Source organism: Mannheimia granulomatis (assembly GCF_011455695.1).
Classification (GTDB): domain Bacteria; phylum Pseudomonadota; class Gammaproteobacteria; order Enterobacterales; family Pasteurellaceae; genus Mannheimia; species Mannheimia granulomatis_A.
Genome location: NZ_CP015030.1, coordinates 2,264,704 through 2,278,480, shown reverse-complemented (window position 1 = coordinate 2,278,480; position 13,777 = coordinate 2,264,704). Strand labels below are relative to the sequence as shown.

The window sequence follows — 13,777 nt, the reverse complement described above, 5'->3', positions numbered from 1 at the left end:
AACCACCGGATCACTATGACCTGCTTTCGCACCTGCTCGACTTGTCTGTCTCGCAGTTAAGCTTGCTTATACCATTGCACTAACCTCACGATGTCCGACCGTGATTAGCAAACCTTCGTGCTCCTCCGTTACTCTTTGGGAGGAGACCGCCCCAGTCAAACTACCCACCAGACACTGTCCGAACACCCGATTAGGGCGCTTCGTTAGAACATCAAACGTTAAAGGGTGGTATTTCAAGGACGCCTCCACACAAACTAGCGTTCATGCTTCAAAGGCTCCCACCTATCCTACACATCAAAATTCAATGTTCAGTGTCAAGCTATAGTAAAGGTTCACGGGGTCTTTCCGTCTAGCCGCGGGTACACCGCATCTTCACGGCGATTTCAATTTCACTGAGTCTCGGGTGGAGACAGCCTGGCCATCATTATGCCATTCGTGCAGGTCGGAACTTACCCGACAAGGAATTTCGCTACCTTAGGACCGTTATAGTTACGGCCGCCGTTTACTGGGGCTTCGATCAGGAGCTTCTCTTTCGATAACACCATCAATTAACCTTCCAGCACCGGGCAGGCATCACACCCTATACGTCCACTTTCGTGTTTGCAGAGTGCTGTGTTTTTAATAAACAGTTGCAGCCAGCTGGTATCTTCGACCGGTTCAACCTTCGTCCGCGAGGGACTACAATCTACGCCGGCGCACCTTCTCCCGAAGTTACGGTGCTATTTTGCCTAGTTCCTTCACCCGAGTTCTCTCAAGCGCCTGAGTATTCTCTACCTGACCACCTGTGTCGGTTTATAGTACGGTTTAGTGTAATCTGAAGCTTAGTGGCTTTTCCTGGAAGCGTGGTATCGGTTACTTCAGCTCCGTAGAGCCTCGTCATCACTTCTCGGTGTTAAAAGCGTCCGGATTTGCCTAAACGCTCCACCTACCGGCTTAAACAGGGATATCCAACACCCTGATAACCTAACCTTCTCCGTCCCCACATCGCAATTACACCAAGTACGGGAATATTAACCCGTTTCCCATCGACTACGCTTTTCAGCCTCGCCTTAGGGGCCGACTCACCCTGCCCCGATTAACGTTGGACAGGAACCCTTGGTCTTCCGGCGAACGAGTTTTTCACTCGTTTTATCGTTACTTATGTCAGCATTCGCACTTCTGATACGTCCAGCAAACCTCTCGATTCACCTTCTTCCGCTTACAGAACGCTCCCCTACCCAACAGACTTTCGTCTGATGCCGCAGCTTCGGTGACTAGTTTTAGCCCCGTTACATCTTCCGCGCAGGCCGACTCGACTAGTGAGCTATTACGCTTTCTTTAAATGATGGCTGCTTCTAAGCCAACATCCTAGCTGTCTAAGCCTTCCCACTTCGTTTCCCACTTAACTAGTACTTGGGGACCTTAGCTGGCGGTCTGGGTTGTTTCCCTCTCCACGATGGACGTTAGCACCCACCGTGTGTCTCCTGAGTATCACTCTTCGGTATTCGCAGTTTGCATCGGGTTGGTAATCCGGGATGGACCCCTAGCCGAAACAGTGCTCTACCCCCGAAGGTGTCCGCTCAAGGCTCTACCTAAATAGATTTCGGGGAGAACCAGCTATCTCCCGGTTTGATTGGCCTTTCACCCCCAGCCACAAGTCATCCGCTAATTTTTCAACATTAGTCGGTTCGGTCCTCCAATTAGTGTTACCCAATCTTCAACCTGCCCATGGCTAGATCACCGGGTTTCGGGTCTATACCTTGCAACTCAAACGCCCAGTTAAGACTCGGTTTCCCTACGGCTCCCTTATTCAGTTAACCTTGCTACAAAATATAAGTCGCTGACCCATTATACAAAAGGTACGCAGTCACAGAACAAGTCTGCTCCCACTGCTTGTACGCACAAGGTTTCAGGTTCTATTTCACTCCCCTCGCCGGGGTTCTTTTCGCCTTTCCTTCACAGTACTGGTTCACTATCGGTCAATCAGGAGTATTTAGCCTTGGAGGATGGTCCCCCCATCTTCAAACAGGATATCACGTGTCCCGCCCTACTTGTTGTTAGCCTAGTACCACAATAATGTTTTCGAGTACGGGACTATCACCCTCTGTGGTTGAGCTTCCCAGCTCATTCCTCTAACAAAACTGCTATCACTAACTGGCTCTTTCGCGTTCGCTCGCCGCTACTAACGAAATCTCGGTTGATTTCTTTTCCTCGGGGTACTTAGATGTTTCAGTTCTCCCGGTTTGCCTCATTTACCTATGTATTCAGTAAATGATAGTAGGTTCTTCACCTACTGGGTTTCCCCATTCGGACATCTTGGATTAAACGCCTCTTATCGACTCATCCAAGCTTTTCGCAGATTAGCACGTCCTTCTTCGCCTCTGATTGCCAAGGCATCCACCTTGTGCGCTTAGTCACTTAACTATACAACCTCAAATGTTTTTTTCTCGGTTGCTAAATTAACAACTTGCTTGAGTGCTTTTGTTCACTCAAGACTTCAACTACTCAGACTTTCTTTCGAAAATCTCTCAGTTTTTCAGCTTGTTTCCAATTTTTTAAAGAACATTAAGACAATGGCTTTCGCCTATCATCATACCTAAAACAACAAGCGGTTTATTTTCTGTTGAATTTTGCAATTTTTTGCTTTAATTCAACCGCTTGCAACCTTAGGTATGATGATTGGTGGAGATAAGCGGGATCGAACCGCTGACCTCCTGCGTGCAAGGCAGGCGCTCTCCCAGCTGAGCTATATCCCCAATTTCATCTTCCGTTTTCTTCACTCATAGTCGCTTCGCTTTCGCTTGCCTTCTGAGTGGTGGGTCTGAGTGGACTTGAACCACCGACCTCACCCTTATCAGGGGTGCGCTCTAACCACCTGAGCTACAGACCCAACGGATGACCTTCGGTTTTGTCTTCTACTTTCATCTATCAAACAATCTGTGTGAACACTTGCTGTCGTTACAGCTCCACTTCGCTCTCGCTTAGCTTCACCCTTGATTTTTGGTAAGGAGGTGATCCAACCGCAGGTTCCCCTACGGTTACCTTGTTACGACTTCACCCCAGTCATGAATCATACCGTGGTAAACGCCCCCCTTGCGGTTAAGCTATCTACTTCTGGTACAACCCACTCCCATGGTGTGACGGGCGGTGTGTACAAGGCCCGGGAACGTATTCACCGCAACATTCTGATTTGCGATTACTAGCGATTCCGACTTCATGGAGTCGAGTTGCAGACTCCAATCCGGACTTAGACGTACTTTCTGAGATTCGCTCACCATCGCTGGGTCGCCGCCCTCTGTATACGCCATTGTAGCACGTGTGTAGCCCTACTCGTAAGGGCCATGATGACTTGACGTCATCCCCACCTTCCTCCGGTTTATCACCGGCAGTCTCCTTTGAGTTCCCGACCGAATCGCTGGCAACAAAGGATAAGGGTTGCGCTCGTTGCGGGACTTAACCCAACATTTCACAACACGAGCTGACGACAGCCATGCAGCACCTGTCTCAAAGTTCCCGAAGGCACACTCGCATCTCTGCAAGCTTCTTTGGATGTCAAGAGTAGGTAAGGTTCTTCGCGTTGCATCGAATTAAACCACATGCTCCACCGCTTGTGCGGGCCCCCGTCAATTCATTTGAGTTTTAACCTTGCGGCCGTACTCCCCAGGCGGTCGATTTATCACGTTAGCTACGGGCACCAGAGTTAAACCCCAATCCCCAAATCGACAGCGTTTACGGCGTGGACTACCAGGGTATCTAATCCTGTTTGCTCCCCACGCTTTCGCACATGAGCGTCAGTACATTCCCAAGGGGCTGCCTTCGCCTTCGGTATTCCTCCACATCTCTACGCATTTCACCGCTACACGTGGAATTCTACCCCTCCCTAAAGTACTCTAGACTCCCAGTCTGAAATGCAATTCCCAGGTTAAGCCCGGGGATTTCACACCTCACTTAAAAGTCCGCCTGCGTGCCCTTTACGCCCAGTTATTCCGATTAACGCTCGCACCCCCCGTATTACCGCGGCTGCTGGCACGGAGTTAGCCGGTGCTTCTTCTGTAGTTAACGTCAATTGATTGTTCTATTAAAACAATCACCTTCCTCGCTACCGAAAGAACTTTACAACCCGAAGGCCTTCTTCATTCACGCGGCATGGCTGCATCAGGGTTCCCCCCATTGTGCAATATTCCCCACTGCTGCCTCCCGTAGGAGTCTGGACCGTGTCTCAGTTCCAGTGTGGCTGGTCATCCTCTCAGACCAGCTAGAGATCGCGGGCTTGGTGAGCCTTTACCTCACCAACTACCTAATCCCACTTGGGCTCATCTTATGGCAGGTGGCCAAATGGTCCCACCCTTTAGTCCACAGACATTACGCGGTATTAGCTACCGTTTCCAGTAGTTATCCCCCTCCATAAGCCAGATTCCCAAGCATTACTCACCCGTCCGCCACTCGTCACCCAGGGAGCAAGCTCCCTTGTGCTACCGTTCGACTTGCATGTGTTAAGCCTGCCGCCAGCGTTCAATCTGAGCCATGATCAAACTCTTCAATTCAAAAAGTTTAATCGCTCAATATGTACTGACATAAAATCGCACTTTCAAATTTACACTCAACTCAATGTTAAGTTAAAAGAAAGTAATGAATTTCTAGTTAAGCACCTATTAAGACTTCAAAATTAAAAAAATATTTTTAAATCAAGTCAATCAACAAGTGCCCACACAGATTGTCTGATAAATTTTTAAAGAACAAAATAAAAAGTGGTCGGCGAGATAGGATTTGAACCTACGACCCACTGGTCCCAAACCAGTTGCGCTACCAAGCTGCGCTACTCGCCGTCAGTTACTCATTAAGAGTATATTATTAAATGGGGTGGCTAATGGGATTCGAACCCACGACAACTGGAATCACAATCCAGGGCTCTACCAACTGAGCTATAGCCACCACTGTGTTGATAGTGCTGCATTGACTACTGGCGCGCTCGACAAGATTCGAACTTGCGACCTTTGGCTCCGGAGGCCAACGCTCTATCCAACTGAGCTACGAACGCGTTGTTTATATCAATTCAACTTAGTGCGTCGCAACGGAGGCGTATATTATAGATTTCATTCCTCCTTGTCTAGCACTTTTTTAAAAAAATATGAAAAAACGCATTGTTTGATTTTATTTTATTCAAAATGTGTAATAAATATCAAAAACGCTGATTTTTTAGAGCTTGTTTGTCACATAGTAGTAGACATATTTAATTAAATTTATCTGTCTTCGCCAGCGAGTAGGCTGCTTAATCAGACGATACAGCCATTCTAATCCGAGTTTTTGCCAAATTTGAGGAGCTCGTTTTATCTTACCAATAAACACATCATAGCTTCCTCCGCATCCCATATATAACGCATTTGGATATTGTTGATGAACCTTTTGGATAAAAAACTCCTGCTTTGGAGTACCCATTGCGACCGTAATTAGTTTTGCTCCACTTTGTTTAATATTATCAATCAGCTCATCTTCTTGATCTTCGAGAAAATATCCATGTTGAGTCCCTACAATATTCACCTGCCATTTTGTTAATTTTATTTCAACAGCCTTTATCGTTTCTTCTGTTCCTCCAACTAAAAAGACCGGTACATTTAATTCACTCGCCTTTTTCATGAGTGCTTCCCATAAATCTGCACCGGCAATCCGCTCTAGATTATGTTTGGGATATTTCTTTTTAATGGAATACACAATGCTAATACCGTCTGCATAATTCAATTCTGACTCTTGCAAAAATTTGTATAGTTTCGGATTTTGTTCTGCCAAAGTCACTTTTTCTGCATTAATAGCAACCAATCTGCCCTGTTTGATCTCCTTTTCATTCATTAAGAAATTTGCAAAAATTTCTTGATTTTTAACCGCTTGCAGCTCAATTCCGCGAATGGATACTTTCTCTATCATTTCTGCTTTCCCATTAAAATACTTTTTGCCACCAGCCAACATACTAGAAAAATCAGGCTGAAAAACACAAAACGGGAAACAAACGCATCCATTCCTTCCCGTACTAATACGATTAAGTTAAAAAGATTGCCGAAACAGTATGCTTGAATTAAGGATGAATCATAAGCTTTTCCATACGCAAAAAGTTGATCCAGTCCTTTTATGACCAATGCAACAAATGTCATGCCTATACCAACCAGCCAAAAACCGCCCATAATATAAAAAGAGCCAAGTAATGTTGGCGAAATAGCAAGCCCAGACTGGTTTCCTAAAAGTATTTTGGTAAAATAATTTGCCGTATTCCAAGCAATATCGGGGCGTTCCTGCCAAAGTGATTTAGGAATATAGACATAAAAATCACGCACAATAGGCATTAATCCTTGATATTCCAAATTATAGCTAAAGATACGAGCTAAATTTTCCCAAGGAGAAAAGGTATCTCGACTTAAATATAAGAAAGTGTAAATTGCCTCGCCACCCGAAACATCCAACTTATAACGAGCTAATGCAAGGAAAAACATGGCAATCACACTAATTGCACCAGCGATCATAATAGTCGAGAAATTCAAATAGCCATGATAAAGCCCGAGCAATAAGAAAAAAGCTAAGGCTAAAGCGAGATTTGCCCGAGTGCCACCCACCGCCAAATAAGTTAAACCGCCAAATAGACTGCTAATAATCAGCAACGCCCACCATGCTTTTTTATTTTTAGAGATAAAGAAAAAAATCAGCAATGCCGGAAGAATAAAATAGAAGAAACGTTTTAATGCCACGGCTTCCACCCTATTTTTGGCAAAAAGCTGGCTGTATTTTTCCAACTTAAACAATAAGAAACCATTTAAATAAAGGAAATAAACTAAAGAAATTAAGGCGATAAGAGCGAGTAAACAAGCGGTCGTTTTTGCCTCAAATTTTGCAAATTCATTTACCATTTGAGTTTGGGGAATAGTCTGCGAGAAGGCCGAATACACCCCATAATAAACTAAGTAACCGCAACCGCTTGTGACAAACACTAACCATTGATTTGAAATCTCCGGCAACAGATGACCGAATCCGAGAGCCATTATGCCTGAAAGGGGAAAGCCCGCATAAAAGGTAACGAAATAGATTAGGCTAAATAGCAAGTGAAACGAAAAGCCTTTTCTCTGGTAATCTCGGCTGATTAAAATTAAGAAACTAAAAACAGATAAGAGATAGAATCCGCTTAGTAAAATATATTCATTCATGGTTCTGTCAATTCATTCAATCTTTGCTGCCACAGTTTAATATAAGTTGGAGGGAAAAAGGTAATTTTTGCTTTATCTGTGGTTTCAAGGATTTTCTTAGCGCTTTGAATTTCTGCCTGCGTGATCTTTGCTGTTGTTAAATAAGGCAAATTTTCTGCCTGCATATCCAAACAAAATGGATTACTCGGGTGTAATACGCAAGGAATATTATGTTGAATCAGCAAACAGATAGTACCGATACCTTGCTGACGTTCAAAATTAAAATAGCCTAGATCACAAGCGGTCAAAATAGCTAAATAATCTGCAAAATCGAGCTTATGCCGTAAAATTTGCAAATTTTCGGTAGAAAACAACCGCTTGCCGTGCTGCTCTACTTGATGAATATAGCATTCATTATTTGTCGGGTAACCCATTGGAATAATAATGTGCGGCTTATCGCCAAATATTTGCCGTATTTCGCTTAACGCAGCAATGTGATTGTTGGAGGGATCGCCTGAGTTGCCCAGCAAAATCGTCAATCTTTCCGTTTTAGGCATAATCGGTAGTGTACTGCTAGGCAACTTGGTCGGAAAATAGATCAGGAGATCTTTTTCTGTTCTTTTCCGCACATTACGCCATAAATAGTCAAGATCACCCATAGTTGCCCAAACTTTCTTGAGTTTTTTTTGCGCCAAACGGCGAATCGGATAAAAGAGTTTGAATTTCCAAGAATTGGCTGCTTCGTACAAATCCGCTCCCCAAATATGCCAAATCAAGTTTTGGCTTGGCATTATGCCTAAAGCGATCGCCAGCCAAATCCAAGGATTAAATTGCCCATGTAAGATAAAACAAGCGGTCGGATTTTGGCGAATTTTTGCAATTAGCGCTTTGGCCAATAAAAATTGGGAAGCAAATACATTCAAAGAAAGCGATGAAAACGCAGTTTCCAACTGCTTACCGCCCACAACATAAAAATAATGAGATTGGTTCGCCAGCTGAGGTAATAATGTGTGTTGGAAAAAAGATAATACCCTTTGGTTGTGGTGCGGAATATCCGAACCTAAAATATGATAGGTGGGCAGCATAAATATTTTTTCTCCCAAAAATACAAGCGGTTTGATTTTAACAAAATTTTACTGTTTTACTGAAACTTCTTATCATCAATGTGCACTAAAAAACATCACATTTTCAGCTAAAAAAATGCTATGATGTGTAAGTTTTTTATTTATTAATTTCGCTTAACGAGGAATACTTTTATTATGTCAAACGCAATTGCTAATGTGTCTAAACTGATTCAAGACAATGATATCAAATTTGTCTTATTAAAATTCACCGATATTAAAGGTAAAGAGCATGGTGTTTCACTACCTGTGAGCTTGGTTGCCAACGATCTTGAAGACTTATTTGAAGAAGGCAAAATGTTTGACGGCTCCTCCGTTGAAGGTTGGAAAGCGATTAACAAAGCCGATATGTTATTAATGCCAATTGCTGAGACCGCCGCTGTTGACCCCTTCGCCCGAATTCCTACTCTTACTATCCGCTGTTCTATTTATGATCCTAACACGATGCAGTCTTATGACCGCGATCCTCGCTCTATCGCACAACGTGCTGAAAACTATTTAAAATCTACAGGCATTGCAGATAACGTGATGTTTGGTCCTGAACCGGAATTTTTCTTATTTGATGATGTGCGTTTCAGCACTGAAATGAACAATGTTTCATACAAAATTGATGAGTCTGAAGCGGCTTGGAATACTAACCGTAAATTTGAAGACGGTAACAACGGCTATCGCCCGATGAAAAAAGGTGGCTACTGCGCTGTGGCACCAATTGATACTGCACATGATATCCGTAGCGAAATGTGCTTACTCATGGAAGAAATGGGCTTAGTGATTGAAGCACACCATCACGAAGTAGCAACCGCCGGTCAAAACGAAATCGCAACCCGCTTCAACAGCCTAACCTTAAAAGCGGATGAGACCCAAATCTACAAATATATCGTACAAAACGTGGCAGTTGAGCATGGTAAAACAGCGTGCTTTATGCCAAAACCGTTCGCAGGTGATAACGGTTCGGGAATGCACTGTAATATGTCGTTAAGCAAAGATGGTAAAAATGTGTTTATGGGTGATAAATATGCAGGTTTATCTGAAACTGCCCTTTACTATATTGGTGGTATTATCAAGCACGCTAAAGCATTAAATGCGTTTACTAACCCGACAACAAACTCTTATAAACGTTTAGTACCAGGTTTTGAAGCCCCTGTGTTATTAGCTTATTCAGCAAGCAACCGTTCGGCGTCTATCCGTATTCCGGCGGTAACCAGCCCGAAAGCAACCCGTGTGGAAGCTCGCTTCCCGGATCCGATGGCAAACCCTTACCTCTGCTTTGCTGCATTATTAATGGCAGGCTTAGATGGTGTGATTAATAAAATCCATCCGGGCGATGCAATGGATAAAAATCTTTATGATCTTCCACCGGAAGAGTTAAAAGATATTCCAACGGTCGCTTCCTCTTTGGACGTTGCATTAGATGCGCTAAGCAATGATTTTGAATTCTTAACTCAAGGTGGCGTGTTCACAAAAGACTTTATTGATGCTTATATCGGTATTCGCCGTAAAGAAGTTGAACGCGTAAATATGACACCACACCCAGTCGAATTTGAACTTTACTACGCTTAATTTTTTATATATAGCAAAACGGCTGAGAAATCTCAGCCGTTTTTATGTCTGTTGAATAAATTCAACCACCGCGTTTATCACTCGATCCTGTTGTTTCTCAGTTAGATTATAAAACAGAGGTAACCGCACGAGCTTTTCGCTCTCTTTAGTTGTCCACTTATCTTCTCCACAAAAATAGCCAAACTGCCGTCCTGCCGGACTGGAGTGAAGGGGTAGATAATGGAAAACTGTCAAAATATTCCGAGATTTCATAAAATCAATAAAGGCTGTTCGTTCGCCAACGTCCCGCAATTTCAAATAAAACAGGTGACCATTGGCTTGACAATCGCTTGGCAAAACCGGCAGCTCCAACCGTCCGGTTTGAGCAAAAGGTTGGAAAGCTTGGTAATAACGCTGCCAAAGCGTTAAACGGATTTGATTGATTTTCTCCGCAACGTCTAATTGAGCATATAAATATGCTGCTTGAATTTCAGACATTAAAAAACTCGAACCAATATCCTGCCAGCGGTATTTATCTACCTCACCTCGAAAAAATCGGCTACGGTCTGTGCCTTTTTCTCTTAATATTTCCGCCCGTTTGATCAATTTGGGATGATTAATAACAATCGCCCCGCCCTCACCGCCGGCACTGTAATTCTTGGTTTCATGAAAACTGTAACAGCCGATATGTCCTATCGAGCCTAACGCCTTTCCCTTGTAAAACGACATCACCCCTTGAGCTGCATCTTCTACTATATAAAGCCCATATTTTTTCGCAATCGCTATAATACTATCCATTTCGCAGGGAACGCCCGCATAATGCACAGGCACTATCACTTTGGTTTTAGCCGTAATCGCTTGTTCGATTTTCCTTTCATCAAGATTCATCGTATCGGGACGAATATCTACAAAGACGATTTTTGCCCCCCGTAATACAAATGCATTAGCAGTCGAGACAAAGGTGTAGCTTGGCATAATAACTTCATCACCGGCTTGAATATCTAATAACATTGCAGCCATTTCAAGTGCCGCTGTACAAGAGGGGGTTAATAGGACTTTGCTGTGAGTAAGGTTCTCCTCTAGCCATTGCTCGCAACGCTGAGTAAATTCCCCGCCGCCAGAAAGCCGTTTACTTTCAAGTGCCTGCTGAATATAACTAAGTTCTGTACCTACATTCGGTGGCTGATTAAATGAGATAAAATTTGAGTTTGTCATCATATTTTCGAGGGATAAAACCAATAATAAATCGCCTTCACTTCAGCTCCCAAGCGTTGATATAAACGAATTGCTTTCAAATTGCTGGTTTGAGTAGAAATTTTCAGTAGTTCAGCACTGTTTTTGCTTGCCCATAAAATAGCTGCATTCAGTAACTCACAACCAATGCCTTGACGCTGAAATTCAGGGGCAACGGCAAGCAAGCCAATTATCGCCTGATTTTGTTTGAGTCGAAGAGTTACGCCACCTTGAATCTCTCCCTTCTCGTCTCTCTTCACTAAACAGAGATCATCAAAGCTGCCTTTTACTGCATTTGTCACCCACGCTTGGTACAAGCGTTGGTTTTCTTCAATTGAAAAATAAGGGGGACGAAAACGGCTATTCGGAAAAGCTGAACCAAAAAGTAATTTTAACGCTTCAATATCTTGGGATGTAGCCATTTGACAAGCGGTCGTTTTTTCGGAGAATTTTGCATATTCTCCTATGTTAAGCTCAAATTCAATTTCACCCTCAACCCAAACAAGTCCCTGTTTTTGTAATTCTTCGATTTGCGCTAAATCTTCTGCTCTTACTTTAACTTGTACAATCTCTCTGTTAAAAAAATCAGACAGCCATTGATCGATAGTTATCATCTTTTCAAAACTCCTCGACAATCTACAATACAAGTTTGCTGAATTTGCTCAGTCGGAACATTTTTAAAAGGTTTGTGATCAACTAACAGTACTAAAATATCTGCTTGATTCAACGCCGTGGCCAAATCAACTAATTGCACTTTAGCAAGTGATAAACTTTCGATATTCGGCTCCACCGCCAGCACTCTGCCACTATGCCAATGCGCAATTTGTCTGGTGATATTCAACGCAGGGCTTTCACGCAAATCATCAATATCAGGCTTAAAAGCTAAACCTAAGCAAGCAATAGTTAACTCACTCGGCTTGCAATCTTTTTCTATGGCACAATCAGCTAATACCTTTTTTACCTTTTCTATTACCCACTGTGGCTTACTGTTATTTACTTCTCTTGCCGTACGAACTAACCTAGCTAATTGAGGAAATTGAGAAACAATAAACCAAGGATCGACAGCAATACAATGCCCTCCAACACCGGCACTCGGCTGTAGAATATTAACTCTTGGGTGCCGATTAGCAAGCTCAATTAGCTCCCATACATTAATACCAATCTCATCGCAAATCATCGAAAGTTCATTGGCGAAAGCAATATTCACATCACGGAAGCTATTTTCCACCAACTTACACATTTCTGCGGTGCGGGTATCCGTTTTTATACAGTTGCCTTTTGCAAAAATTTGATAAAAATCGACCGCTTGTTTGCTACATTCTGGTGTTAATCCTCCAATTACCCGATCATTTTCAAACAGCTCTGTCATAACTTTGCCGGGCAACACACGCTCCGGACAATAGGCAATATAAATATCCGCTTCATTTTTCGTATCAAGCGGCAAACGTAAATCAGGGCGAGCTTGCTTAAACCATTGTGCAATCTGCTCTGTTGTACCAATCGGAGAGGTCGATTCTAACACCACTAAATTGCCTTGACGTAAATGAGGGGCAATCGCTAAAACTGCAGCATGAACATCAGATAAATCAGGCTTAGAATCTACTGTGAGCGGTGTCGGCACAGCAATGACAAAAGCATCTGCCGGCTGAACCCTATCAGTTGCAAAAAACAGACCGTTTTTGACCGCTTGTTGTACTAACTCTTGTAATTGTGGTTCAACAAAATGCACCTTGCCTTGATTTACCGTTTTAACCACCTGTGGGTTAATGTCAACACCTATTACCTGTTTACCACTATTAGCAAAAGCCGCAGCAGTAGGTAATCCAATATAGCCCAGCCCAACAATACAAATCGTGTTAAATTCAATTCTCTGCATTTCTATCCCCTAAATAGAAATGGCACACTGAACTTGTGTGCCATTTTTCATTAAAGAGTTTCAACTTGCTGAACCAACTGCGGCTTTCTTGCCTTTACCGCAAAACTCAACATAAAGCCGATAACTAATCCGCTTAACGCCCCTATCATCAACCAGAACCAGCGGTCAGGAGATACCGGATTTAACGGAATACTAGGTGACTTCACCAAACGATAAGTAGTTAAAACATTATCCAAAGGCTGAACTGAACGCATCATTTGTAATTTAGCATTCCAATCGCTCGTGCTTTGTTTCGCACCTAAATTCAATTCTGCTGCGGCTTTAATTTGCTGGAAAAGTACTTTCCATTTTGCAATTAAATCAGCATTTAATTTCTCACGAGCCTGCAAGTTTGCCAACAGAATAAATTCATTCAATAATTTTTGTGCTTCCTCAGGGTTTTCTGAAATTAAACTGAATGTATCTGCCGAAACTGCCGAATCTTTCTCAAAGCTAAATTGTGCTGCCAGCTGGCTTGCCATCATAGTTGCCGATTTATTTTCAAGCTGTGCTTTTAGCTTTACGGCTTCCGTTTGAGCCAGATAATTTTGTAATAAATCGACTGACGTCAGATTGCGTTTAAATTCCGCATAAACCTCTGCCACCACGTCTTTCTGTAAATTCACTTCTTGGTTATTGGTATTTAAGAAAGTATAGGTTGATAACAAAGAGTAGTAATTGCCTAAATCAGGTACAGCCGGTTGTTCAAGCTGTGCAGTTACTTTCCACTTCTCTGTCTGTGAATAACTTGCCCCATAACCTACTGCTGCACCAATAACAGTGAGTAACAAAATAACCAGAAGACGATAAAATAATGTTCGCATTTA

General features: G+C 43.0%; 8 protein-coding genes, 5 tRNA genes and 2 rRNA genes. 1 reads left to right on the top strand and 14 read right to left on the bottom strand.

Annotation, left to right across the window (positions count from 1 at the left end; translation table 11 throughout):
• The 10 genes from A4G16_RS10885 to A4G16_RS10840 form a co-directional block, all read right to left on the bottom strand.
• Positions 1 to 2,403 (bottom strand): 23S ribosomal RNA (locus tag A4G16_RS10885).
• A gap of 256 nt (positions 2,404 to 2,659) precedes the next feature.
• Positions 2,660 to 2,735, bottom strand: a tRNA-Ala gene (locus tag A4G16_RS10880).
• 57 nt (positions 2,736 to 2,792) lie between these two features.
• A tRNA-Ile gene (locus A4G16_RS10875) sits at positions 2,793 to 2,869 on the bottom strand.
• A 114-nt stretch (positions 2,870 to 2,983) separates the two neighbouring features.
• A 16S ribosomal RNA gene (locus tag A4G16_RS10870) occupies positions 2,984 to 4,523 on the bottom strand.
• The 16S and 23S rRNA genes sit together here with 5 tRNA genes alongside, the layout of an rRNA operon.
• 205 nt (positions 4,524 to 4,728) lie before the next feature.
• Positions 4,729 to 4,805, bottom strand: a tRNA-Pro gene (locus tag A4G16_RS10865).
• Between the two features lie 30 nt (positions 4,806 to 4,835).
• Positions 4,836 to 4,911 (bottom strand) — tRNA-His (locus A4G16_RS10860).
• Between the two features lie 29 nt (positions 4,912 to 4,940).
• Positions 4,941 to 5,017 (bottom strand) — tRNA-Arg (locus tag A4G16_RS10855).
• A gap of 158 nt (positions 5,018 to 5,175) precedes the next feature.
• Entirely contained in the window at positions 5,176 to 5,898 is a 723-nt protein-coding gene (gene wecG, locus A4G16_RS10850) for a lipopolysaccharide N-acetylmannosaminouronosyltransferase (RefSeq protein WP_165889943.1), read from the bottom strand.
• Positions 5,895 to 7,163, bottom strand: coding sequence for an ECA oligosaccharide polymerase (wzyE, locus tag A4G16_RS10845; protein WP_165889861.1), 1,269 nt, complete (start codon positions 7,161 to 7,163; stop codon positions 5,895 to 5,897). Before wzyE ends, wecG begins: the two co-directional genes overlap by 4 nt.
• Positions 7,160 to 8,227 carry a TDP-N-acetylfucosamine:lipid II N-acetylfucosaminyltransferase gene (locus tag A4G16_RS10840; RefSeq protein WP_165889860.1) on the bottom strand — a complete coding sequence of 356 codons (1,068 nt, stop codon included), beginning with the start codon at positions 8,225 to 8,227 and terminating at the stop codon, positions 7,160 to 7,162. Before A4G16_RS10840 ends, wzyE begins: the two co-directional genes overlap by 4 nt.
• A 174-nt stretch (positions 8,228 to 8,401) precedes the next feature.
• On the opposite strand from A4G16_RS10840, the gene glnA reads away from it, so the two are divergent.
• Positions 8,402 to 9,823 carry a type I glutamate--ammonia ligase gene (gene glnA, locus A4G16_RS10835; RefSeq protein ID WP_165889859.1) on the top strand — a complete coding sequence of 474 codons (1,422 nt, stop codon included), beginning with the start codon at positions 8,402 to 8,404 and terminating at the stop codon, positions 9,821 to 9,823.
• A gap of 42 nt (positions 9,824 to 9,865) precedes the next feature.
• Here the strand turns inward: glnA and rffA are convergent, their stop codons facing one another.
• The 4 genes from rffA to A4G16_RS10815 are packed head-to-tail and all read right to left on the bottom strand — an operon-like array spanning position 9,866 to position 13,774.
• Positions 9,866 to 11,017, bottom strand: a complete 1,152-nt coding sequence (gene rffA, locus A4G16_RS10830; RefSeq protein ID WP_165889858.1) for a dTDP-4-amino-4,6-dideoxygalactose transaminase — start codon at positions 11,015 to 11,017, stop codon at positions 9,866 to 9,868.
• The gene (gene rffC / locus A4G16_RS10825; RefSeq protein ID WP_165889857.1) at positions 11,017 to 11,649 is read right to left on the bottom strand and encodes a dTDP-4-amino-4,6-dideoxy-D-galactose acyltransferase; all 633 of its coding nucleotides are present in this window, start codon (positions 11,647 to 11,649) and stop codon (positions 11,017 to 11,019) included. Before rffC ends, rffA begins: the two co-directional genes overlap by 1 nt.
• On the bottom strand, positions 11,646 to 12,911 hold the full coding sequence (wecC, locus tag A4G16_RS10820; RefSeq protein WP_207951336.1) for a UDP-N-acetyl-D-mannosamine dehydrogenase: 1,266 nt from the start codon (positions 12,909 to 12,911) through the stop codon (positions 11,646 to 11,648). Before wecC ends, rffC begins: the two co-directional genes overlap by 4 nt.
• A 50-nt stretch (positions 12,912 to 12,961) precedes the next feature.
• A complete protein-coding gene (locus A4G16_RS10815) occupies positions 12,962 to 13,774 on the bottom strand; it encodes a Wzz/FepE/Etk N-terminal domain-containing protein (RefSeq protein WP_165889856.1) in 813 nt (270 codons plus the stop codon).
• Between the last annotated feature and the right edge of the window lie 3 nt (positions 13,775 to 13,777).

Bases quoted from the DNA above. Each gene is read 5' to 3' on its own strand.
- wecG (WP_165889943.1), bottom strand. From the start codon at position 5,898: ATGATAGAGAAAGTATCCATTCGCGGAATTGAGCTGCAAGCGGTTAAA.
- wzyE (WP_165889861.1), bottom strand. From the start codon at position 7,163: ATGAATGAATATATTTTACTAAGCGGATTCTATCTCTTATCTGTTTTT.
- A4G16_RS10840 (WP_165889860.1), bottom strand. From the start codon at position 8,227: ATGCTGCCCACCTATCATATTTTAGGTTCGGATATTCCGCACCACAAC.
- glnA (WP_165889859.1), top strand. From the start codon at position 8,402: ATGTCAAACGCAATTGCTAATGTGTCTAAACTGATTCAAGACAATGAT.
- rffA (WP_165889858.1), bottom strand. From the start codon at position 11,017: ATGACAAACTCAAATTTTATCTCATTTAATCAGCCACCGAATGTAGGT.
- rffC (WP_165889857.1), bottom strand. From the start codon at position 11,649: ATGATAACTATCGATCAATGGCTGTCTGATTTTTTTAACAGAGAGATT.
- wecC (WP_207951336.1), bottom strand. From the start codon at position 12,911: ATGCAGAGAATTGAATTTAACACGATTTGTATTGTTGGGCTGGGCTAT.
- A4G16_RS10815 (WP_165889856.1), bottom strand. From the start codon at position 13,774: ATGCGAACATTATTTTATCGTCTTCTGGTTATTTTGTTACTCACTGTT.